Raw genomic sequence first — 22,274 nt, 5'->3', positions numbered from 1 at the left:
AGCGAGGAAAGGCGCGAGCAAAGGCGCGAGGAAGGACGCGACGCAGGCGGCGAGGAGCGAGGCCGCGCGTGGCGGCTCGGGCCTCAGCCATGATGGGTGGCGACCGCGATCGCCGCGCAGGCGAGCAGCAGCGCGAGCCAGAGGACGACGGTGCGCATCACCAGCGATAACGCCGCGCGCACGTGGCCCGGCGCGGCCGGTTCGCCCGAGCCGAGCGTCGGGCGCGATTCGAGTTCGCCGTGATAGACGGCCGGGCCGCCGAGCAGCACGTTGAGGCTGCCCGCGCCCGCGGCCATCACCGGGCCGGCGTTCGGGCTGTCCCAGTGGCGCGCCTGGGTGCGCCAGCAGCGCCATGCGTTGACGGTGTCGCCGAGCAGCGCGTAGCTCGCGGCCGTCAGCCGGGCCGGCACCCAGTTCAGGGCGTCGTCGATGCGCGCGGCGGCCCAGCCGAAGCGCAGCAGGCGCGGCGTGCGATAGCCCCACATCGCATCGAGCGTGTTGGCGAGCCGGAACATCAGCGCACCCGGGCCGCCGGCCACCGCGAACCAGAACAGCGCGCCGAAGATCGCGTCGTTGCCGTTTTCCAGCGCCGACTCGACGGCCGCGCGCGACAGCGCCGAGGCGTCGGCGTCGCGCGTGTCGCGCGAGACGATGCGGCCGGTCAGTGTGCGCGCCGCGTCGAGATCGCCGCGCGCGAGCGCCAGGCCGATCGGCGCGATGTGTTCGGTCAGGCTGCGCGCGCCGAGCGCGAACCACAGCAGCGCGACGTGCACGGCCGCCGCGAACGGCCAGGGCAGCAGGGCGATCAGCAGCAGCGAGGCCAGCACCGGCGGCAGCACGGCGAGACACCAGGCCGCGACGCCGAACGGGCGGCCGAGCCGGCCTTGATTGAGCCGCGCCTCGATCGCCTGCGCCAGCTTTCCGAACGCGACGAGCGGATGCGCGCGGCGCGGCTCGCCGAACCGCCAGTCCACCAGAAACGCGGCGACGGCGAGGATCGCGACGGCCGGCAACGAGAGCATCAGCATCGCGGCTCCGCACCCTTGACGGCCATCGGCAGGCCCGCCACCACCAGCGTCACGCGCGTGGCGAGCGCGGCGATGCGCTGGTTCAGGCGGCCCAGTTCATCGACGTAGCGGCGCGTTTCGGCGCCGAGCGGCACCACGCCGAGCCCGATCTCGTTGCCGACCACGATCACGCGTGCGCGCGAGGCGAGCAGCGCGGCTTCGAGCGCGCCGATGCGGGCCTGCAGCGTGGCGTCGTCCACGCCCACGCCGTCGGCCGGGCAGAGCAGGTTGGCGAGCCACAGCGTCAGGCAGTCGATCAGCACGCAGCCGTGCGGATCGTCGAGCGCGGCGACCGCCTCGGCCAGCGTGTCGGGCGCCTCGACCAGCGCCCAGGCTGCGGGCCGGCGTGCGCGATGATGGGCGATGCGGGTGTCGAATTCGGCGTCGCCGACCGTGCGCGCGGTCGCGACATAGGTGACGGCTCGGCCGCTGTCGGCGGCGAGCCGTTCGGCGTGCGCGCTCTTGCCGGAGCGCGCGCCGCCGAGGACGAAGGTGAGGTCATGCGAAGTCATCGCGTGATTGTAACGGCGCGGGCGATAATGCGGCCTTCGCTTTCCGCCTGGCCGCCCCGCACCATGACCGCTCCCGATCGCCCGCTTCCCCCGTTTCCGCGCGGCGCGCTGATGATCCAGGGCACCACCTCCGATGCCGGCAAGAGCACGCTGGTGGCCGGGCTGTGCCGGCTGGTGCGGCGTGCGGGAGGGCGCGTCGCGCCGTTCAAGCCGCAGAACATGGCGCTCAACAGCGCGGTGACGATCGACGGCGGCGAGATCGGCCGCGCGCAGGCGCTGCAGGCGCTGGCCGCCGGCATTGCCGCGCATACCGACCTGAACCCGGTGCTGCTCAAGCCCACCAGCGATCGCGGCTCGCAGGTCATCATCCACGGCCATGCGCGCGCCAATCTCGACGCGCGGGCCTATCACGCCTACAAGCCGGTGGCCTTCCAGGCGGTGCTCGAATCGTTCGGGCGCCTGCGCGGCGGCTACGACGCGGTGATCGTCGAAGGCGCGGGCAGCCCGGCCGAGATCAACCTGCGCGAGGGCGACATCGCCAACATGGGGTTCGCCGAGCGCGTCGATTGCCCGGTGGTGCTGGTGGCCGACATCGATCGCGGCGGCGTGTTCGCGCATCTGCTCGGCACGCTCGCGTGCCTGTCCGACAGCGAGTGCGCGCGCGTGCGCGGCTTCGTCATCAACCGCTTTCGCGGCGATCCGGCCTTGCTGAAGCCCGGCCTCGACTGGCTGGAGGCGCAAACCGGCAAGCCGGTGCTCGGCGTGGTGCCGTATCTGCACGGGCTCGCGCTCGACGCCGAGGACATGCTGCCGAGCCTCGCGCGCACCGAGGCCTCCGACCGCGCGGCCGGGGTGCTGCGGGTGGTGGTGCCGGCCGTGCCGCGCATCAGCAACCACACCGATTACGACGCGTTGCGCGCCCATCCGCGCGTCGATTTCAGCTACTGGAAGAGCGGCCCGATTCCGGCCGCCGATCTGGTGATCCTGCCCGGCTCCAAGAGCGTGCAGCGCGATCTGGCATGGCTGCGCGCGAACGGCTGGGATACCGCGCTGAAGCGGCACCTGCGCTACGGCGGCAAGGTGATCGGCATTTGCGGCGGGATGCAGATGCTCGGGCGCGGCATCGACGATCCGCACGGCGTCGAGGGCGAGCCGGGCCGTGTCGACGGGCTCGGGCTGCTCGATTTCGAGACCGAATTGCTGGCGCGCAAGACGCTCGTGAACGTCACCGGCCACCTGGCCGACGGCGGCGCGAACGTGGCCGGCTACGAGATCCACATGGGCGAGACGCGCGGTCCGGCGCTCGATGCGCCGGCGCTGCTGCTGGACCCACCTCACGGCGAGCACGGCGTGCGTGGCGACGGTGCGCGCTCGGCCGATGGCCAGATCCTCGCCACCTACGTGCACGGCCTGTTCGATGCGCCGGCCGCCTGCGCCGCGCTGCTCGACTGGGCCGGGCTCGATGGCGCCGAAGCGGTGGACTGGGCCGCGCTGCGCGAGGCGTCGATCGAGCGGCTGGCCGATACGCTCGGCGCGCATCTCGACCTCGACCGCGTGTTCGGCGCATTTGCGTGAGGCTGGCGCGGCGGCTCGATTGATTCCTGTTGGGAAGTAATTTAAGTCTGGTTGGCGATTTTTCGGTTGTCATGGTTCGAATACAGTTCGCTCCATCCCATCCGAAACAGGAGTTCGCCATGAATCCCAACCGATCCGCCGACCTGGGCGCCACGCTGCTGCGCGTGGTGCTCGGCATCTGGTATCTCGCCCACGTCGCCCAGAAGGTGTTCGTGTTCACGCTGCCGGGCACCGCGCAGTTCTTCGTCTCGCTCGGCCTGCCGGGCTGGCTGGCGTACCTGACGACGGCCGTCGAATTGCTCGGCGGGCTCGCGCTGCTGACCGGTATTCAGGTTCGGATCGCGGCGATCGTGCTGCTGCCGTTCATGCTCGGCGCCGCGCACGCGCATTTCCCGAACGGCTTCGGCTTCGCGTCGCCGAACGGCGGCTGGGAATACCCGGCGTTCTGGGCGGCCGCGCTGGCGGTGCAGGCGCTGCTCGGCGCGGGCGCCTATGCGCTCGGCGGCAAGCGGGCCGGGGCGAACCCGGCCGCGGCGCGGCACGCGGCCTGAGCGGGCGGGGCCGGCGCGGCGGGCCTGAGGCTCACGCGTCGGCACCCGTTTTGCTGGCCGGGCCGTGAGGCTCAGGCGTCGGCGCCCGCTTCGCCGGCCGGGCCGTGAAGCTCACGCGTCCTCACCCGCTTCGCTGGCCGGCCCGTGAAGCTCAAGCGTCGGCACCGGCTTCGCCGGCCCGCGCCTCGTCCGATCGGCAAAACGCCTCGCGCCATCACGGTGCAGGGCGTTTTGCCGATATCATCGCTCCCTGTATCCGCAACTTTTCGCGGCGCCCCCACCGGCGCCGCGTGGCATTCCGGGGGTGTACATGACGGTGATCGTGGTGGCAAATCCGAAGGGCGGCGTCGGCAAGAGCACGCTGTCCACCAATCTGGCGGGCTTTTTCGCGGCCCAGGGCGCCTGGGTGGCGCTGGCCGATCTCGATCGCCAGCAATCCTCGCACGGCTGGCTCGGCCTGCGGCCGGCCACGCTGCCGGCGATCGAGGCCTGGGCGCTCGATCCCTCCTCGCCGGCCAAGCCGCCGCGCGGCCTCGAATACGCCGTGATCGACACGCCGGCCGGCCTGCACGGCAACCGGCTCGACGTCGCGCTCGATCTGGCCGACAAGGTGATCGTGCCGCTCCAGCCGTCGATGTTCGATATTCTCGCGACCCAGCAATTTCTCGAACGCCTGGCCACCGAAAAGGCCGTGCGCAAGGGGCATGTGCAGGTCGGCATCGTCGGCATGCGCGTCGATGCGCGCACGCGCTCGGCCGAACAGCTCCAGCGCTTTGTCGAGGGCCTGAAGCTGCCGGTGCTCGGCTACGTGCGCGACACGCAGAACTACGTCCAGCTCGCCGCGCATGGCCTGACGCTGTGGGATGTCGCCAGGAGCCGCGTCGAAAAGGATCTCGAACAGTGGCAGCCGATCGTCGAATGGGCGCAGGCGAAACCGGCCAAGGGCGACTGAGCCGGGCCGGTTTGCCGGCCGCCGCGTGTTCCGCTTCACAAAGCAAAAAAAACCCGCCGTCCGCGAGGACGACGGGTTTTTTCTTGGGGGGCGGCCGGCCGAATACCGCGCCGGTTCAGGTCCAGGTCTGGGTCGGGACGTGATCGCGGCTGCCCTTGATCTTGTTGGCCTCGTCGACGAACACCAGGTCCGGCTTCCAGCCGGCCTTCAGGTCGGCCTCGTCCACCACCGCGAACGCGGCGATGATCACCAGGTCGCCGAGCTGCGCGCGCCGCGCGGCCGAGCCGTTCAGCGAGATCATGCCGCTGCCGCGCTCGCCCTTGATCGCGTAGGTCGAGAAGCGCTCGCCGTTGTTGATGTTCCAGATGTCGATCCGTTCGTTTTCGACGATGTTCGACGCTTCGAGCAAATCTTCGTCGATCGCGCACGAGCCTTCGTAGTGCAGCTCGCAGTGCGTGACCGTGGCGCGGTGGATCTTCGATTTCAGCATGTGACGCTGCATGGCGTGTCCTGATGCGGGTTGGGCAGAAACGGCGGCCGTCGGCCGTCAGATTTCGAGGTTGTCGATGAGGCGCGTGGCGCCCAGCTTGGCGGCGGCCAGCACCACCAGCGGTTCGCCGGCTTCGAGCTGCTCGGCGCTCGGCGCGACCAGGTTGGCGCGGCGGCGCACCGAGATGTAGTCGGGCTGCCAGCCGCGTGCGGCCAGCGCCTCGCGGGCGGCCGTCTCGACCCGGGCGATATCGCGCGCGCCGCCCAGCATCGCGTCGCGCACCTGGTGCAGCGCCCGCGCCAGCTCGGGCGCCTCGGCGCGCTCGGCGGCCGACAGGAAGCGGTTGCGCGAGGACATCGCGAGGCCGTCCTCGTCGCGCACCGTTTCGGCGGCCACGATGTCCACCGGCAGCGCCAGCTGATGACACATGCGGCGCACGATCATCAGTTGCTGGTAATCCTTCTTGCCGAACACGGCTACCTTCGGCTGCACGCAGGCCATCAGCTTGGTGACGACGGTGCACACGCCGGTGAAGAAGCCGGGGCGGAACTCGCCCTCCAGAATGCCGCCGAGGTCGTCGGGCGGCTGCACGCGGTATTCCTGCGGTTCCGGATACAGATCGCGCTCGGTCGGCGCGAACACCACGTAGACGCCTTCGTTCTGCAGCTTGTCGATATCGTCCTGGAGCGTGCGCGGGTATTTGTCGAAATCCTCGTTCGGGCCGAATTGCAGCCGGTTCACGAAGATGCTCGCGACCACCGGGTCGCCGTGCTGGCGCGCGAGCCGCATCAGCGACAGGTGGCCTTCGTGCAGGTTGCCCATGGTCGGCACGAAGGCCGTCCGGTTCTGGCCGCGCAACTGGTCGCGCAACTCCTGGATCGTGCTGATGACTTTCATGATCGGTAAGGCGGTTCCTCGCGCGAGTGGCGCGTTGCCGCCGCGCGGGGGCGCGGCGTCGTGATCGAACGGTTCGCCCGCGACCGGGCGGGGTGGCGAGCGTCGGCGATTGTAGAGGATTTGCCGTTGCGACGCATCGATAAACGCACGATCGTTCGCTTTTTATTCTGTTATTGGCCGGGAGATGGGCCGATCGGCGCGGCGTTTCGCGGCCGGGCAACGGAGGCTGGCGCGGGATCGAACGAGGCAGGGGCGAGGCCGCCGGGCACGTCGGCCGCCCCGCAAAACCGGGCTGGCCGCGCCGCGCGGGACGGCGGGGTTCAGGCGGGCAGGTACGCGAGCCGCACGTAGATCGGCGCGAACGGTTCGGGCTGGGTGATCTCGATGAGCGATTCGCGCGCGAGTTCGAGCATGGCGATGAAGTTGACCACCACCACGCGCACGCCGCGCGAGGTGTCGAACAATTCGGCGAACTCCATGAAGCGCACGTTCTGCAACTGGCGCAGGATCAGGCTCATGTGCTCGCGCACCGACAGTTCCTCGCGCGAGATCTTGTGATGCTGAACCAGCTTGGCGCGCTTGAGCACGTCGGCCCAGGCGGCGCGCAGGTCGTCCGAATCGACGTCGGGGAAGCGCGGCGTGATGCTCTGCTCGATATAGACATCGGCGCGCAGGAAATCGCGGCCGAGCTGCGGCAATTGGTCGAGCCGCTGCGAGGCCAGCTTCATCTGCTCGTATTCGAGCAGGCGGCGCACCAGCTCGGCCCGTGGATCCTCGGCTTCGTCGCCGGTGTCGGCCTTCTTGACCGGCAGCAGCATGCGCGACTTGATCTCGATGAGCATCGCGGCCATCAGCAGGTATTCGGCCGCCAGTTCGAGATTCGACTCGCGGATTTGATCCACGTAGCCCAGATACTGCGCGGTGACCTCGGCCATCGGAATGTCGAGGACGTTGAAGTTCTGCTTGCGGATCAGGTACAGCAGCAGGTCGAGCGGGCCTTCGAAGGTTTCGAGGAACACCTCGAGCGCATCGGGCGGGATGTAGAGATCCTGCGGCAGCTTGAAGAGCGGCTCGCCGTACAGGCGTGCGAAGGCCGCGATGCCGTCGACCGTGTCGGGCGTCGTATCGACGCCGGCGCGCGCGGCGAGTGCGTCTTCCGGCCGGGCGGCCTCGTCGGCGGCGCTCACGGGATCAGAAGTTCTGGTAGTAGACGTAGGACGTTTGCTTGACGCGCGAGGTTTGCTGGGCCGAACGTTCGTCGAGGTCGATCGGCTGCTTGTCCCACAGCAGCGCGCGGCCCTTGCGCTGTTCGTCTTCGAGCGCCGGCTTCTGTTGCTTGAGCTGGTTCAGAAATTGCGTGACGTCGGACTGATACGACATGGTGGATTCCGTTCTGGACAGGCCAGCCGCGCGTTCGCGGGCCGCCCGAGGTGGGGATGGCGGGATTTTACCGCATCGCGGGAACAGCCGGCGCCAATCCGCGTCGAATGCGCAGCTTGCCCGAACGTCAGGACTTTTGAACATCTTTCAAGCTTTGCCCACGGAAGCGCGATGGCGCTGTGGTCAAATGTGGGCTTTTATCCGATCTATCCTCGAGGGGGCGGTATTTGACAGGGCTGGCCATTCCACCAGACGAGCGTCGCGCCGGGTGCGCGGCCGCATGCGCTCGCACGGCCTTGCGGCCGTCCCCTTCGTTGCTGTCGCTGCCGCGCCTGGCCAGGCTCACGCTCGGCGGCTGCCTGGCCGCCGCGTTCGCGATGCCGGCCTGGGCCAAGTTCGAGGTGAACATCGACGCGCCGCGCTCGGTGCGCAGCCTGCTCAAGCAGCATCTCGACCTGTCGCGCTTCGCCAAGCGCGACGATATCTCCGACGACCAGTTCGAGTTCCTGATTACCGCCACGCCGCAACAGGTGCGCGACCTGACGGCCACGGCCGGCTATTTCTCGCCGGTGGTGTCGACCGACGTGCGCACGCGCGACGGCAAGCGCTCGGTAACGATCAAGGTCGATCCGGGGCCGCAAACCGACGTGTCGGGCGTCGATCTGCAATTCCACGGCCCGGTGGGCACCGAAGATCCGAAACAGGAGACGGCCGCGCGGCTGGCGTTCTCGCTGCACGAGGGCGAACCGTTCACGCAATCGGGCTGGGACGACGCGAAGAACGCGGCGCTGCGGCAACTGCAATCGCGCCGCTATCTCGGCGCGAAGATCCTCGCCTCGCAGGCGCGCATCGATCCGCGCACGCGCACGGCGAAGCTGTCGGTCACATACGACAGCGGCCCGACCTTCACGATCGGCAAGCTCGACGTGTCGGGCGTGCGCCGCTACCCGGGGCAGATCATCGACAACGTCGATCCGCTCGGAGTGGGCGAGATCTACGACGTGCAGCGCATCAACGAACTGCAGCGGCAATTGCAGAACACGCCGTATTACGCGAGCGTGGCGATCGATGTCGGCGACGACACGTCGAAGCCTGACCAGACGCCGGTGCACGTGAAGGTCAGCGAGTATCCGTACAACAGCGTGCGCGGCGGGGTCGGTTATGCCACCGACACCGGGCCGCACGTGCAGGGTTCGTACACCTATCTCGACACGTTCGGCCGCGCCTGGCCGCTGCAGATCTCGGGGCGCATCGACCAGATCCAGCAATATGGGCAGGTGCAGCTGTCGATGCCGCCGAGCCCGCACGCGTGGACCAACAGCGTGCTGGCGTCGTACACCAACACCAACGTGTCGGATGTGCGGATCTACAGTGCGCGGCTCGGCGTGCAGCGCACCAAGACCAGCCAGAACATCGATTACACGTACTCGATCATGTATTACCAGGACCGGCTCGACCAGAACGCCGCCGGCCCGACCACCAGCCGCGCGCTGGTGCCGCAATGGTCGTGGACGCGCCGCAACGTCGACGATCCGCTGTTCCCGCGCTCGGGCAACCTGATCCACGCCGAGGCCGGCTTCGCGATCAAGGGCGTGGCGACCGACCAGACCTTCATCCGCGGCTATGCACGCGGCCAGCAATACCTGCCGGTCGGCAAGCGCGATCTGGTGCTGTTCCGCGCGGAGCTGGGCGGCGTGTTCACGAGCGGCGGGTCGGCCGGCGTGCCGGCCTCGCTGCTGTTCCGCGCGGGCGGCTCGAACTCGGTGCGCGGCTACGGCTATCAGAGCATCGGCAACAACGTCGACGGCTCGGTGCTGCCGACCAAATACCTGATGACCGCCACCGCCGAATACCAGCACTGGTTCAACCACGATTGGGGCATGGCCACCTTCTACGATCTCGGCACCGCGACCGACGATTGGGGCGAGAAGGTGTTCTATCAGGGCGTGGGCGTCGGCGCGCGCTGGCGCAGCCCGGTGGGGCCGGTCAATGTCGACCTGGCCTACGGCATCCGCAACCGCAGCGTGCGTCCGTACCTGACGCTCGGCATTGCATTCTGACCAGGGTTTTCCGGATTCCAGCATGACGAAGGACGATTCCACCGTACCGCCGGCCGGCGCCACGCCGGGCGGCCCGCCACCGGGCGAGCCGCCGCAGCCGCCGTCGACCGAGCCGCCCGCATCGAACCGGCGCCGGGGCCGGCCCGGCCGCGCGCTGGCCTGGACGGCCGGCGTGCTGGTGCTGCTCGTGGTGTTGCTGGTGGGAGCGCTGGCCGCCGCCGTGCTGACCGAGCGCGGCACGCGGCTGGCCTGGAACACGGCGGTCTCGGTGCTGGGCGGCCGGCTGGCCGGCACGCTCGAAGGCGGCTCGCTCGCGCACGGCGTGCGGATCGACAGGCTGGCCTGGCTGTCGCCGGGCGGCACCGGCACCGACGTGCGGATCGACCGGGTGGAGGCGCGCTGGGCGCTGACGCGCGCGCCGCTGCGCTTCACGCTCGATTACCTGCGGGCCGGCACGATCGACGTGAGCGTCGTGCCGTCGCCGCCGAGCACCACGCCGACCGTGCTGCCGCAGAACCTGAACCTGCCGCTGCAACTGGTGCTGCGCGAGGTGCGTTTCGATACGCTGCGCATCCACCAGGCCGGTTCCACGACCGAGCTGTCGCATTTCCTGCTGCACGGCGACAGCGACGGCCGTCACCATACGCTGGCGGTCGAGCGGCTCGACACGCCGTTCGGCGCGGTGAGCGCGAACGCGCGGCTCGACGGCCAGCGGCCGTTCGCGATCGAAGGTGAGGCTACCTACTCGGGCAAGGTGTCGAAGGAGCAGGTCGATGCGCATGCCACGCTGTCCGGCTCGCTGGAGGCGCTCGGCGTCGATCTCGACGCATCGGGGATGAAGCTGGCCGGGCGCGCGCATATCGAGGCCGCGCCGTTCGGCGCGGTGCCGCTCACGCGCGCCACGCTGGCGTTCGATCACGTGAACCCGCGCGTGCTGGTGCCGAGCGCGCCCGAGGCCGACCTGAGCATTCGTGCCGATCTCGCCCCGGCGGGCGAGGCGGCGGTCGACGCGAACGACAGCGTGTCGGCGAAGGCGCTGGCGGCGATCATGGCTTCGGAGGCCTCCGGGGCTTCTGGCGCTTCCGGAGCTTCCGGAGCTTCGGCTGCGTCGGCCGCGTCGGCTGCGTCGGCTGCGTCGGCCGGGGCATCCGCTGCGTCGGCTGCACATGCGCAAGTCCAATCGCAAGCAGCGGCCAGCCTCGCTTCCAGCGCCAGCGGGCCTCAAGCCGTGTCCACCGCGAACTCGCGCGCGCTCGTCGTGGTCGGCAAGCTCGCCATCGTCAACGCGAAGCCGGGCACGCTGGCCGAAGGCAAGCTGCCGCTGGTCGACATCCACGCGAACCTCCACCTCGACGCCCACGCCCAACGCATCGACGATTTCGCGCTGCGCCTGCTGCGCAACGGCAGCGTGACGGGCGGCGGCGCGCTGGCTTCGCCGCGCGGCCGCTTCGACCTGAACGTCGCCGACCTCGATCCGACGCTGTTCTCCAGCGCGGTGCGGCCGATGCGGCTCGGCGGCCCGGTCGCCGTGACGCTCGACAACGGCTCGCAGCGCGCCACCGTCGATCTCAAGGACCCGAAGCTCGCGCTCGGCCTGAGCGCCGACGTCACGACCGACGCCAACGCCACCACGATCAAGCGCGCGCGCGTGTCGGCCGGCAAGGGCCGTGTCGATCTGAGCGGCGTGCTCAAGCACGACAAGACGTCGAGCTACGACCTCAAGGCCGCGCTCGTCGATTTCAACCCGCTGGCGTTCTCGACGCTGACGCCGGCCGCCAAAAGCGCCCCGGTCGCCAAGGGCGGCAAGCCGGCGGTGAAGGCCGCGGCAAAGCCCGCCGGCCGCCCGGTCGATGCGCGCGTGAACGGCACGTTGACCGCCACCGGTGCGCTCGCGCCGGCGCTGTCGAGCAAGCTTCAGTTCAAGCTCGGCGAGAGCGTCTACGACGGCGTGCCGATGACCGGGCAGGGCACCTTGCAGGTGGCCGGCATGCGCCTGCTGCCGAGCACGGCCGACCTGTCGGTGGCCGGCAATCGCGTCTCGCTGAACGGCAGCTTCGGCGCACCCGGCGACCGGCTGCGCTTCGCGATCGACGCGCCGCAACTCGAGCGTCTCGGCTTCGGCCTGCAAGGGCTGGTGTCGGCGCACGGCGAGCTGACCGGCAGCATCGCGCATCCGAACCTTGCCGCCGACTACCGCGCCACCGGCGTGGTGATCGGCAGCAACCGGATCGGCTCGGCGCAGGGCAGTGCCGAGATTCGCGACGGCGCGAACGGCGCGCTGGCGTTCAGCGTCGATGCGAACGACCTGGCGCTCGGCTCGCTCGACCTGAAATCGGTCAAGGCCAAGCTCGACGGCACGCGCGCGAAACACACGCTTGACGCCACCGCGCTCGGCAGCGCCGACGGCCGCGTCATCAACCTGCACGTGGCGGCGGCCGGCGGCCTGATCGAAGCGGGCGGCGCGAGCCGCTGGGACGGCACCGTCTCGCAGCTCGTCAACCGCGGCACGCCGGCGGTATCGCTCGACGCGCCGCTCACCGTGTCGGCCGGCGCGGGCCGCGTGGTGCTCGGCGCCAGCAAGCTGACGATCGAGGGCGCGGTGCTCGACCTGCGCAGCTTCGTGCTGGATCACGGCGCGCTGCGCACGGCCGGCACGCTGACCAACCTGTCGATCGCGCGCGCGTTGCAGGTGCGCGAATTCCTGACCGGCGAGCGCGCGCCGGTGCGCACCGATCTCGTGCTCGACGGCGACTGGGACCTGTCGCTCGCCAATACGGCCAGCGGGCATGTGCAGATTCGCCGCCGCTCGGGCGACGTGACGATCGAGGCCGGGCGCGGCATCGCCTCGCTCGGCATCACCGACCTGAACGCGCGCGCCGAATTCGGCGCGGGCAACCGCCTGAACGCCACGCTGCACGCGAAGGCAAGCCGGATCGGCACCGCCGACGCCACGCTCGGCATCCCGTTCGCGATGAACGACGGCACCATCGGCGTGGCCGAGAACGGGCCGCTGTCGGGCAACATCGCCGTCGACGTGCCCGCGCTGCGCACCACCGGCGGCCTGCTCGGGCCGAGCTACCTGTTCGATGGCCGTGCCGCGCTGAAGCTGACGGTGGCCGGCACGCCGGCCAAGCCCGATCTGTCGGGCGACCTGACCGGCGACAAGCTGTCGGTCACGGTGGTCGATCAGGGCGTGCAGTTGAAGGACGGCATCATCCGCGTCAAGCTGACCGACAATCTCGTCGAGTTCCAGCAGGTGGAGTTCCACGGCGCCGACGGCACGCTGCGCGCGCTCGGCCAGGTGCGGCTCGACGGCAACGCGCCCGACCTGAAGGCCAGCATCGTGGCCGACAAGCTCGAACTGTTCGCCTCGCCCGACCGCAAGCTGTCGCTGTCGGGCAGCGCCAGCATCAAGAACGACGGCCCGCGCGGCCAGCTCGCGATCGACGGCAAGTTCGCCGTCGACCAGGCGCTGTTCGACCTGCCAGAATCGTCGGCGCCGTCGCTGTCCGACGACGTCGTGATCGTGCGGCCCGACGGCACAGTGCCGGGCGAATCGAAGAACGCGGCCGGCCTGCCGAAGTCGGTTGCCGACAAGCCCGCACCCGCGCTCGGCCCGCGCGCCAACATCGACATCGACCTCGGCGACCGCTTCCGGTTCAAGGGGCATGGCGCCGATCTCGGCCTGCGCGGCACCATCACCGTGATGAGCGCGCCGGGCAATCCGCTGCGCGCGGTCGGCAACGTGCGCGTGACCGAAGGCTCGACCTACTCGACGTTCGGCCGCAAGCTGTCGATCGAAAACGGTTTCTTCACGTTCAACGGGCCGATCTCGAACCCCGGCATCAACATCCTCGCGATGCGCCGCAACCAGGAGGTGGAAGCCGGCGTGCAGGTGACCGGCACCGTGCAGGCACCCACCGCGAAGCTGGTATCCGAGCCGAACGTGACCGACAACGAGAAGCTGTCGTGGCTGCTGTTCGGCCATGGCACCGACACCGGCAACAACCTCGGCCAGCAGAACACCATGACCACCGCGCTCGCGCTGTTGGGCAGCGCGAGCGGCAAGCGCATCGCGCAGACGGTGGGGCTCGACGAGTTCACGGTGGGCCGCAGCGACGTGGGCCTGACCGATCCGCAGGTGGTGCAGATCTCGAAGGCGATCAACGAGCGCTTCGTGCTCGGCTACGAGCAGGGGCTGCAGTCGGCCAGCAACGCGTTCAAGGCGACGCTGAACCTGTCGCGGTTCTGGGCCGTGTCGGCGTACGGCGGGACGTTCCAGGGCGTGGATCTGAACTACACGCGGCGCTTCGACAAGTGGTGGTGGGCGCGGGGGCGCAGGCAATAAAAAACCCGCTCGGCAACGAGCGGGTTTTTTGCAGGGCCGGCGCCGGGCGTCAGCTCACGCGCATGCCCGGCTTCGCGCCGCTGTGCGGCTCGAGAATATACAGGCCCGGTTCGGCGTTCTCGTCCTTCGACGAAGCCGCCAGCACCATCCCTTCCGACATGCCGAACTTCATCTTGCGCGGCGCGAGGTTCGCGACCATCACCGTCAGCTTGCCGACCAGATCCTCCGGCTTGTAGGCGGACTTGATGCCCGAGAACACGTTGCGGGTTTGTTCCTCGCCGACGTCGAGCGTGAGCTGCAGCAGCTTGTCCGAACCTTCCACGGCCTGACACGCGACGATCTTCGCGATGCGCAGGTCGATCTTCGTGAAATCGTCGATCGAGATGATGCCGTCGCCGGCCGGCGCGGCGGCTTCCTTGGCGGGCTTCTTCTTCGCGTCCTTGCCGTCCTTGGCGGTAGCCGTGGCGGCCGCGCCGGCTTCGGCCGCCGGGGCGAGCGAGCTGCGGTTGGCGGCCAGCAGCGCCTCGATCTGCTTCGGATCGACGCGGGTGGTCAGGTGCTGATACGCATTGACCGGTTGCGTGGACGACAGCGGCGTGGCCGCATCGGCCCAGGTCAGCGGCGCGATGCCGAGGAAGCGTTCGACCGATTCCACCAGCTTCGGCAGCACCGGCTTCAGCGCGAGCGACAGCAGGCGGAACGATTCGAGGCTCACGCTGCAGGTTTCATGCAGCGCCACGGCGTTGGCCGGATCCTTGGCCTGCTCCCACGGCTTGGCGGTATCCACGTAGACGTTCACCGCGTCGGCCAGCTCCATCGTCTGGCGCAGCGCGCGGCCGTATTCGCGCGCTTCGTAGTGCGCGGCGATCTGCGGGATCGCGTCGCGCAGCGAGGCGATCAGCGGGTGGTTCATCGCGCTGTCCTGCACGCGGCCGCCGAAGCGCTTGAACAGGAAGTTCGCCGCCCGGCTCGCGATGTTCACGTACTTGCCGACCAGGTCGCTGTTCACGCGCGCCTGGAAATCGTCGAGGTTCAGATCGATGTCTTCCATCGTCGCGTTCAGCTTCGCGGCGAAGTAGTAGCGCAGCCATTCCGGGTTCAGGCCGGTGTCGATCACGCTCTTGGCCGTGATGAAGGTGCCGCGCGACTTCGACATCTTCGCGCCGTCGACGGTCAGGAAACCGTGCGCGAACACGTTGGTCGGCGTGCGATGGCCCGAGAATTCGAGCATCGCCGGCCAGAACAGCGTGTGGAAGTAGAGGATGTCCTTGCCGATGAAGTGATACTGCTCGGCGTTCGAACCGGGGCGCGTCCACGCGTCGAAATCGAGGCCGAGCCTGTCGGCCAGGTTCTTGAAGCTCGCGTAGTAGCCCACCGGCGCATCGAGCCAGACGTAGAAATACTTGCCCGGCGCGCCGGGGATCTCGAAGCCGAAGTAGGGCGCGTCGCGCGAGATGTCCCAGTCGGCGAGCTTGGCTTCGCCGTCGTCGCCGAGCCATTCGCGCATCTTGTTGGTGGCTTCGGGCTGGGCGAGGCCGCCCACCCAGCCGCGCAGGAACGATTCGCAGCGCGGATCGGACAGCTTGAAGAAGTGGTGCGTGGAAGTCTTGCGGATCGGCTTGGCGCCCGACACCACCGAGTACGGATTCAGCAGATCGGTCGGCAGGTAGGTCGAGCCGCACACTTCGCAGTTGTCGCCGTATTGATCCTTGGCGTGGCACTTCGGGCACTCGCCCTTGATGAAGCGGTCCGGCAGGAACATTTCCTTGACCGGATCGTAGGCCTGCTCGATGTCGCGCTCGGCGATCAGCCCGGCCTGCTTCAGCGCCAGGTAGATGTTCTCGCTGAGGACGCGGTTTTCCTCGGAATCGGTCGAATAGAAATTGTCGAACGACACGCCGAAGCTGTCGAAATCGCGCTTGTGCTCGCCCCAGACGCGCTCGATCAGCTGCCGCGGCGTCAGGCCTTCCTGTTCGGCGCGCAGCATGATCGGCGTGCCGTGCGTGTCGTCGGCGCCGATGTAATAGATCTCGTGACCGTGCATTCGCATCGTCCGCACCCAGATGTCCGTCTGGATGTACTCGACCAGATGGCCGATGTGGATTTGCCCGTTGGCGTAGGGCAGGGCGGACGTGACGAGGATCTGGCGGCGGCTCGCGGGAGCGCCGGCCGGCACGGTATTGAGATCGGATGCGGACATAGGGTCGTCAGGAAAGCCGCGGCGGGCGCGGCATGGTACGGGGGGAAACGCGTTGGAACCTGCGATTCTAGCAGGCACGACACAATCGATCGTGGCGCGGGTGGCCCGAACGGTGCCGCCGCCATCGTGTCGTGGATTTTTCGCTGGATTCGGTGCGATTCAAACCGAAATCGGTTGAATTCGTGCATCGCGCGGACATCGCCGCAACAGTCTTTCGAATGGCTTTCCGTATGCGCGCGACGCGGAAATTGTTGCAGGGCAGCAGCCGAATTTCAGGCAAAAAAAACCGGGGCGACTGGTGCCCCGGAGCAACAACGACAAGAGGAGAATGGTGACGCATCTGCAATGCAACAGACGCGTACCGTAAGGAAAGACCAAGGCAAAATCAATAAGTTCGAAATTTCTTCGAATCGGCGCCGATTAGCCCAAAGTCCTTGCCCGGTGTGCCTCGCGTGTCGTTACTGTTGCGGTTGCTGCGGCGCGCGCAGGTAGATTTCGACGCGGCGGTTCTGGGCGCGGCCGGCTTCGGTGGCGTTGTCGGCCACCGGGTTCGAGGCACCCATGCCCTGGGCCGACAGGCGGCCACCGTTAACGCCGCGCTGCACCATCGCCGTCACGACGCTTTGCGCGCGGTTCTGCGACAGCGTCTGGTTATGCGCGGCCGAGCCGGTGCTGTCGGTGTAGCCCACCACCGCCGCGGTGATCTGCGGGTTCTGGTTCAGCGAGGAAGACAGATCGTTGAGCAGCGGCGCGAAGGCCGGCGTGATCGCGTATTGATCGGTTGCGAACGTCACCGAGCTCGGCACGTTCAGCTTCAGCGAGCCGTCCGGCTGTTCCGTCACTTGCGTGCCGGTGCGTTGCGCCGACGGGGCGATGCGGTTCTTGATCGCCTGCCAGTTGTAGCCGGTCACGCCGCCTGCCAGCGCGCCGATGCCGGCGCCGATCGCCGCGCCCTTGCCGCCGCCCGCCAGCGCGCCGATGCCGGCGCCGAGCGCGGCGCCGGCACCGGTGCCGACCGCGGTGTTGTTGCCCTGCGGGGAGGCGCAACCGGCGAGCAGCGCGCCGGCAATAGCGAAGACGGACAAGCGCGTCGCGATTTTGGTATTCATGTCGAGTTCCTCTCTGAATTGAACGAGTCGGTCACTACGCGGTGCGACGCCTCGGCAACGAGACGCCGCCGGCAGGCTGCATGCCCCGTTCGAGACCAAGGCTGTTCGGACGAAGCAGCGTCCAGCCTCTACAATATAGGCGTTGCGGGGCCGATGTGGCCCCGAGGTGCACCGCTGGCGATCATTGCGCCCCGGCCGTTTTCGCGCAATGACGTGCAATAAATTCTTTCACTTTTCTTGCCTGCCGCGCTCTCGTCAGAGGATTGACGGCGTGGCGACGGCAGCATCGCCGGCTGCGCGGCACGCCTCGCGCGGCATGGTGAACCACGATTCCACGGAGTTTCGATGAGTATTGAACGGGCCACTGTCGACGCCGCGCTCGCGGCGCTCGTCGATCCCAACACGAACCGCCCCTACGCGGCGGGCAAGGGTATTCGCGACGTCGCGATCGATGGCGACACCGTCACGCTGACGGTGGTGCTCGGCTATCCGGCGCGCAGCCAGCACGAGGCGGTGCGCCAGTGCATGGCCGAGGCGCTGGCTCGGGTGCCGGGCGTGCGCGCGGCGCGCGTGGCGGTCGAGCAGGACATCGTGACGCACACCGTGCAGCGCGGCGTGAAGTTGCTGCCGAACGTCAAGAACATCGTCGCGGTGGCCTCGGGCAAGGGCGGCGTGGGCAAGAGCACCACCGCCGTCAACCTGGCGCTCGCGCTGGCCCAGGAAGGCGCCACGGTCGGCATCCTCGATGCGGACATCTACGGCCCGTCGCTGCCGACCATGCTCGGCGTGCAGGGCCGCCCCGAGTCGCCCGACAACCAGTCGATGAACCCGATGATGGGCCACGGCCTGCAGGCCAACTCGATCGGCTTCCTGATCGACGAGGACAACCCGATGGTCTGGCGCGGCCCGATGGCCACCTCGGCGCTGGAACAATTGCTGCGACAGACCAACTGGCGCGACCTCGATTACCTGATCGTCGACATGCCGCCGGGCACCGGCGACATCCAGTTGACGCTGGCCCAGCGCGTGCCGGTGACGGGCGCGGTGATCGTCACCACGCCGCAGGACATCGCGTTGCTCGACGCCAAGAAGGGCTTGAAGATGTTCGAGAAGGTCGGCATCCCGATCCTCGGGCTGGTCGAGAACATGAGCATTCACGTGTGCTCGAACTGCGGGCACGAAGAGCACATCTTCGGCTCGGGCGGCGCGGCACAGATGGCGACCGAATACGGCGCGCCGGTGCTCGGCAGCCTGCCGCTCGACATCGCGATCCGCCAGCAGGCCGACAGCGGCACGCCCACCGTGGTGGCCGCGCCCGATTCGGCCGTGGCGGCGCGTTATCGCGAGATCGCGCGCAAGGTGGCGATCGCGATCGCGGAGCGTTCGAAGGACATGACGTCGAAATTTCCGTCGATCGTGGTTCAGAATACGTAAAACCCGGGCCGCCACGCTGTTTCGCGCGCCGGAACCCGGGGTATGATGGCGACTTTCCCCTGGTCCCCCTTTTTTCAGGCCTGCGGGCGCGCTTATCCGGCGCGTGCGCCGGCGTGAGGATCGCATGAAACAACGATTCGACGGGACGGCCTGCGCTACCGCGCTCGCCGTCCTGGCCGCGATGGTCGTGCTGAACGGCTGCACGTCCTTCGCGTCGACCCACGAAAAGCGCGCCACCGCGCTGCTGCAACCCACGTTCGGCAGCCAGACGCGCGGCGCGCTGACCTTCGTCGAGCGCCCCGACGGCGTGCAGGTGTCCTACAACTTCGTCGGCTTGCCGCCCGATACCGATCACGCGCTGCAGGTGCACGACCGCGGCGACTGCAACGCCGTGGACGGCGCCAGCGCCGGCCCGGTGTTCGCGCCCTCGGCCGACCGGCTGCGCGCCGGCGCGCGGGTGGCGGGCGATCTCGGCAATATCCACGCGGATTCCAACGGCGTCGCCGCCGGCTTCATCGTCGCGCCCGACGTGGCGCTCGACGGCGTGCGCTCGGTGTTCGGCCGCTCGGTGCTGATCCACCGCGACGCGGGCGACCCCGCCTTCCCGCAGCACGGCCCCGGCCCCGGCCTGGCGTGTGGCGTCGTCAGGCCGTGACGCAAGCTCGCGCGCCGGCCGTGATCGCGTAAAATGTGCGCCTTTCCTTGCCACCGGGCATGCCCGGTGGCGCGACCCCGATCTGTAGCCTTATCTGGCGCCTTCTTATGAGCATCAAGTCCGACAAGTGGATTCGGCGCATGGCCGAACAACACAAGATGATCGAGCCGTTCGTGCCCGGTCAGGTGCGCGAGTCCGAGGACGGCCGCAGGATCGTCAGCTACGGCACCTCGAGCTACGGCTACGACATCCGCTGCGCGGACGAATTCAAGATCTTCACCAACATCAATTCGACCATCGTCGACCCGAAGAACTTCGACGAAGGCTCGTTCGTCGACTTCAAGGGCGATGTGTGCATCATCCCGCCGAATTCGTTCGCGCTGGCCCGCACCGTCGAATATTTCCGCATTCCGCGCACGGTGCTGACCGTCTGCCTCGGCAAGTCGACCTACGCGCGTTGCGGCATCATCGTCAACGTCACGCCGTTCGAGCCCGAATGGGAAGGCTACGTGACGCTCGAATTCTCGAACACCACGCCGCTGCCGGCGAAGATCTACGCGAACGAAGGCGTCGCGCAGGTGCTGTTCTTCGAGAGCGACGAAGTGTGCGAAGTGTCCTACGCCGATCGCGGCGGCAAATACCAGGGCCAGCGTGGTGTCACGCTGCCGAAAACCTGATCTGGTTGGATACACGTTTTGCCAACCGGTTACCGGGTGACCGCTGCGCTTGACGCGCCGCGGTCGTTCTTTTTGGAGATTCGCCCATGAAGTTTCGCTTCCCCGTCGTCATCATCGATGAAGACTTCCGCTCCGAGAACATTTCGGGCTCCGGCATTCGCGCATTGGCCGAAGCGCTCGAAAAAGAGGGCGTCGAGGTCAACGGTCTGACGAGCTATGGCGATCTGACGTCGTTCGCGCAACAGTCGAGCCGGGCGTCGTGCTTCATCCTGTCGATCGACGACGACGAGCTGATGCTCGGCGAAACCGGCCCGGACGGCGAGCTGCCCGAACTGGCCACGGCGATCATCGAGCTGCGCGCGTTCGTGACCGAAGTGCGCCGCCGCAATGCCGACATTCCGATTTTCCTGTACGGCGAGACGCGCACCTCGCGCCATATCCCGAACGACGTGCTGCGCGAGCTGCACGGCTTCATCCACATGTTCGAGGACACGCCCGAGTTCGTCGCGCGCCACATCATCCGCGAAACCAAGGTGTACCTCGATTCGCTGGCGCCGCCGTTCTTCAAGGAACTGGTCAAGTACGCCGACGAAGGTTCGTACTCGTGGCACTGCCCGGGGCACTCGGGCGGCGTGGCGTTCCTGAAGAACCCGCTCGGCCAGATGTTCCACCAGTTCTTCGGCGAGAACATGCTGCGCGCCGACGTGTGCAACGCCGTGGACGAACTCGGCCAGCTGCTCGACCACACCGGGCCGGTGGCTGCGTCCGAGCGCAACGCCGCGCGCATCTTCAGCGCCGATCACCTGTTCTTCGTGACCAACGGCACGTCCACCTCGAACAAGATCGTCTGGCACGCCACCGTGGCGCCGGGCGACATCGTGCTGGTCGACCGCAACTGTCACAAGTCGATCCTGCATGCGATCACCATGACGCACGCGATTCCCGTGTTCCTGACGCCCACGCGCAATCACTTCGGCATCATCGGCCCGATTCCGCGCGACGAATTCAAGCCGGAAAACATCCGCAAGAAGATCGAGGCGAACCCGTTCGCGCGCGAGGCGCTGAAGAAGAACCCGAACGCGAAGCCGCGCATCCTGACGATCACGCAGAGCACGTACGACGGCGTGATCTACAACGTCGAACAGATCAAGGATCTGCTCGGCGATCTGCTCGACACGCTGCACTTCGACGAAGCGTGGCTGCCGCACGCCGAATTCCACGAGTTCTACCAGGACATGCACGCGATCGGCGCGGGCCGCCCGCGCACCGGTTCGCTGGTGTTCGCGACGCACTCCACGCACAAGCTGCTGGCCGGCATCTCGCAGGCCTCGCAGATCGTCGTGCAGGATTCGGAAAACCGCACGTTCGACAAGCATCGCTTCAACGAGGCTTACCTGATGCACACCTCCACCAGCCCGCAGTACGCGATCATCGCCTCGTGCGACGTCGCGGCCGCGATGATGGAGGCGCCCGGCGGCCCGGCGCTGGTGGAGGAGTCGATCGCCGAGGCGATCGATTTCCGCCGTGCGATGCGCAAGGTCGATGCCGAATACGGCGACGACTGGTTCTTCTCGGTGTGGGGCCCGGACACGCTGCCGGACGAAGGCATCGGCTCGCGCGAGGACTGGATCCTGCGCCCGAACGACCGCTGGCACGGCTTCGGCAATCTGGCCGAAGGCTTCAACATGCTCGACCCGATCAAGGCGACGATCATCACGCCGGGGCTCGACGTGGATGGCGAATTCGGCGAAACGGGCATCCCGGCCGCGATCGTCACGAAGTATCTGGCCGAGCACGGCATCATCGTCGAGAAAACCGGCCTGTACTCGTTCTTCATCATGTTCACGATCGGCATCACGAAGGGCCGCTGGAACTCGATGGTGACCGAGCTGCAGCAGTTCAAGGACGATTACGACAACAACCAGCCGCTGTGGCGCGTGCTGCCGGAATTCGTCGCGCAGTATCCGATCTACGAGCGCGTGGGCCTGCGCGACCTGTGCGCGCAGATCCACGACGTGTACCGCGCCAACGACATCGCCCGCCTGACGACCGAGATGTACCTGTCGGACATGGAGCCGGCGATGAAGGCGTCCGACGCGTTCGCCAAGCTCGCGCACCGCGAGATCGACCGCGTGCCGCTCGACGAACTCGAAGGCCGCGTCACCAGCATCCTGCTGACGCCGTACCCGCCGGGCATTCCGCTGCTGATCCCGGGCGAGCGCTTCAACGCGACCATCGTCAGCTACCTGCGGTTCGCGCGCGACTTCAACGAGCGCTTCCCGGGCTTCCATACCGATGTGCACGGGCTGGTGGCCGAGGAAGTGAACGGGCGCGTCGAGTACTACGTCGATTGCGTGCGCGACTGAC

Annotated in this window: 17 protein-coding genes; 9 read left to right on the top strand and 8 right to left on the bottom strand. The window is 68.1% G+C overall.

All coding sequences use genetic code 11. From position 1 onward, the window contains the following. Window positions 1–83: 83 nt before the first annotated feature. Both cbiB and cobU read right to left on the bottom strand, forming a co-directional pair. A complete protein-coding gene (cbiB, locus tag AB4850_RS28840) occupies window positions 84–1,028 on the bottom strand; it encodes an adenosylcobinamide-phosphate synthase CbiB (RefSeq protein ID WP_414442828.1) in 945 nt (314 codons plus the stop codon). Further along, a complete protein-coding gene (cobU, locus tag AB4850_RS28835) occupies window positions 1,022–1,579 on the bottom strand; it encodes a bifunctional adenosylcobinamide kinase/adenosylcobinamide-phosphate guanylyltransferase (protein ID WP_414442827.1) in 558 nt (185 codons plus the stop codon). The genes cbiB and cobU overlap by 7 nt, the downstream gene beginning before the upstream one ends. A gap of 63 nt (window positions 1,580–1,642) precedes the next feature. On the opposite strand from cobU, the gene AB4850_RS28830 reads away from it, so the two are divergent. The 3 genes from AB4850_RS28830 to AB4850_RS28820 all read left to right on the top strand — a co-directional run bounded on the left by AB4850_RS28830 (window position 1,643) and on the right by AB4850_RS28820 (window position 4,657). Beyond that, the gene (locus tag AB4850_RS28830) at window positions 1,643–3,154 is read left to right on the top strand and encodes a cobyric acid synthase (RefSeq protein WP_414442826.1); all 1,512 of its coding nucleotides are present in this window, start codon (window positions 1,643–1,645) and stop codon (window positions 3,152–3,154) included. A 119-nt stretch (window positions 3,155–3,273) separates the two neighbouring features. Next, entirely contained in the window at window positions 3,274–3,705 is a 432-nt protein-coding gene (locus tag AB4850_RS28825) for a DoxX family protein (RefSeq protein ID WP_414442825.1), read from the top strand. Window positions 3,706–4,015: 310 nt separating this feature from the next. Further along, entirely contained in the window at window positions 4,016–4,657 is a 642-nt protein-coding gene (locus AB4850_RS28820; RefSeq protein ID WP_414442824.1) for a ParA family protein, read from the top strand. A gap of 115 nt (window positions 4,658–4,772) precedes the next feature. Here AB4850_RS28820 and panD read toward each other — a convergent pair whose 3' ends face one another. From panD to AB4850_RS28800, 4 genes are all read right to left on the bottom strand, one after another. Beyond that, on the bottom strand, window positions 4,773–5,159 hold the full coding sequence (gene panD / locus AB4850_RS28815) for an aspartate 1-decarboxylase (protein ID WP_414442823.1): 387 nt from the start codon (window positions 5,157–5,159) through the stop codon (window positions 4,773–4,775). 45 nt (window positions 5,160–5,204) lie between these two features. Further along, the gene (gene panC, locus AB4850_RS28810; protein WP_414442822.1) at window positions 5,205–6,044 is read right to left on the bottom strand and encodes a pantoate--beta-alanine ligase; all 840 of its coding nucleotides are present in this window, start codon (window positions 6,042–6,044) and stop codon (window positions 5,205–5,207) included. Window positions 6,045–6,364: 320 nt separating this feature from the next. Further along, the gene (locus tag AB4850_RS28805) at window positions 6,365–7,231 is read right to left on the bottom strand and encodes a segregation and condensation protein A (protein ID WP_414442821.1); all 867 of its coding nucleotides are present in this window, start codon (window positions 7,229–7,231) and stop codon (window positions 6,365–6,367) included. 4 nt (window positions 7,232–7,235) lie between these two features. After that, a complete protein-coding gene (locus tag AB4850_RS28800) occupies window positions 7,236–7,424 on the bottom strand; it encodes a DUF3460 family protein (protein ID WP_414442820.1) in 189 nt (62 codons plus the stop codon). A 377-nt stretch (window positions 7,425–7,801) separates the two neighbouring features. On the opposite strand from AB4850_RS28800, the gene AB4850_RS28795 reads away from it, so the two are divergent. Both AB4850_RS28795 and AB4850_RS28790 read left to right on the top strand, forming a co-directional pair. Next, complete coding sequence (locus AB4850_RS28795) at window positions 7,802–9,484, top strand: autotransporter assembly complex protein TamA (protein ID WP_414445642.1); 1,683 nt, start codon at window positions 7,802–7,804, stop codon at window positions 9,482–9,484. A 22-nt stretch (window positions 9,485–9,506) separates the two neighbouring features. Beyond that, entirely contained in the window at window positions 9,507–13,832 is a 4,326-nt protein-coding gene (locus AB4850_RS28790; RefSeq protein WP_414442819.1) for a translocation/assembly module TamB domain-containing protein, read from the top strand. Window positions 13,833–13,881: 49 nt separating this feature from the next. Here AB4850_RS28790 and metG read toward each other — a convergent pair whose 3' ends face one another. Further along, window positions 13,882–16,032 (bottom strand): methionine--tRNA ligase, encoded by a 2,151-nt coding sequence (gene metG / locus AB4850_RS28785; RefSeq protein ID WP_414442818.1) that lies wholly within the window; start codon window positions 16,030–16,032, stop codon window positions 13,882–13,884. A 458-nt stretch (window positions 16,033–16,490) separates the two neighbouring features. Continuing rightward, window positions 16,491–17,141 carry an OmpA family protein gene (locus tag AB4850_RS28780; RefSeq protein WP_414442817.1) on the bottom strand — a complete coding sequence of 217 codons (651 nt, stop codon included), beginning with the start codon at window positions 17,139–17,141 and terminating at the stop codon, window positions 16,491–16,493. A 345-nt stretch (window positions 17,142–17,486) separates the two neighbouring features. Here AB4850_RS28780 and apbC point away from each other — a divergent pair, with 345 nt between their 5' ends. The 4 genes from apbC to AB4850_RS28760 all read left to right on the top strand — a co-directional run bounded on the left by apbC (window position 17,487) and on the right by AB4850_RS28760 (window position 22,273). After that, window positions 17,487–18,575: an iron-sulfur cluster carrier protein ApbC gene (apbC, locus tag AB4850_RS28775; RefSeq protein WP_414442816.1), complete on the top strand. Its 1,089-nt coding sequence runs from the start codon at window positions 17,487–17,489 to the stop codon at window positions 18,573–18,575. A 124-nt stretch (window positions 18,576–18,699) separates the two neighbouring features. Then, window positions 18,700–19,230, top strand: a complete 531-nt coding sequence (locus tag AB4850_RS28770; RefSeq protein WP_414442815.1) for a superoxide dismutase family protein — start codon at window positions 18,700–18,702, stop codon at window positions 19,228–19,230. Window positions 19,231–19,337: 107 nt separating this feature from the next. Beyond that, a complete protein-coding gene (gene dcd / locus AB4850_RS28765) occupies window positions 19,338–19,907 on the top strand; it encodes a dCTP deaminase (protein ID WP_414442814.1) in 570 nt (189 codons plus the stop codon). 86 nt (window positions 19,908–19,993) lie between these two features. Then, window positions 19,994–22,273 (top strand): Orn/Lys/Arg decarboxylase N-terminal domain-containing protein, encoded by a 2,280-nt coding sequence (locus tag AB4850_RS28760; RefSeq protein ID WP_414442813.1) that lies wholly within the window; start codon window positions 19,994–19,996, stop codon window positions 22,271–22,273. Window position 22,274 lies beyond the last annotated feature (1 nt).

The organism is Burkholderia sp. 22PA0106, assembly GCF_047497155.1.
GTDB lineage: Bacteria > Pseudomonadota > Gammaproteobacteria > Burkholderiales > Burkholderiaceae > Burkholderia.
Note: the sequence above shows the minus strand (reverse complement) of the source record. Positions and strands in the feature narration are given on the sequence as shown.

Coding starts and splice junctions, on each gene's coding strand:
- AB4850_RS28820 (WP_414442824.1), top strand. CDS start 4,016: ATGACGGTGATCGTGGTGGCAAATCCGAAGGGCGGCGTCGGCAAGAGC.
- AB4850_RS28770 (WP_414442815.1), top strand. CDS start 18,700: ATGAAACAACGATTCGACGGGACGGCCTGCGCTACCGCGCTCGCCGTC.
- AB4850_RS28800 (WP_414442820.1), bottom strand. CDS start 7,424: ATGTCGTATCAGTCCGACGTCACGCAATTTCTGAACCAGCTCAAGCAA.
- panD (WP_414442823.1), bottom strand. CDS start 5,159: ATGCAGCGTCACATGCTGAAATCGAAGATCCACCGCGCCACGGTCACG.
- metG (WP_414442818.1), bottom strand. CDS start 16,032: ATGTCCGCATCCGATCTCAATACCGTGCCGGCCGGCGCTCCCGCGAGC.
- panC (WP_414442822.1), bottom strand. CDS start 6,044: ATGAAAGTCATCAGCACGATCCAGGAGTTGCGCGACCAGTTGCGCGGC.
- AB4850_RS28830 (WP_414442826.1), top strand. CDS start 1,643: ATGACCGCTCCCGATCGCCCGCTTCCCCCGTTTCCGCGCGGCGCGCTG.
- AB4850_RS28760 (WP_414442813.1), top strand. CDS start 19,994: ATGAAGTTTCGCTTCCCCGTCGTCATCATCGATGAAGACTTCCGCTCC.
- apbC (WP_414442816.1), top strand. CDS start 17,487: ATGAGTATTGAACGGGCCACTGTCGACGCCGCGCTCGCGGCGCTCGTC.
- cobU (WP_414442827.1), bottom strand. CDS start 1,579: ATGACTTCGCATGACCTCACCTTCGTCCTCGGCGGCGCGCGCTCCGGC.
- dcd (WP_414442814.1), top strand. CDS start 19,338: ATGAGCATCAAGTCCGACAAGTGGATTCGGCGCATGGCCGAACAACAC.
- cbiB (WP_414442828.1), bottom strand. CDS start 1,028: ATGCTGATGCTCTCGTTGCCGGCCGTCGCGATCCTCGCCGTCGCCGCG.
- AB4850_RS28780 (WP_414442817.1), bottom strand. CDS start 17,141: ATGAATACCAAAATCGCGACGCGCTTGTCCGTCTTCGCTATTGCCGGC.
- AB4850_RS28825 (WP_414442825.1), top strand. CDS start 3,274: ATGAATCCCAACCGATCCGCCGACCTGGGCGCCACGCTGCTGCGCGTG.
- AB4850_RS28795 (WP_414445642.1), top strand. CDS start 7,802: ATGCCGGCCTGGGCCAAGTTCGAGGTGAACATCGACGCGCCGCGCTCG.
- AB4850_RS28790 (WP_414442819.1), top strand. CDS start 9,507: ATGACGAAGGACGATTCCACCGTACCGCCGGCCGGCGCCACGCCGGGC.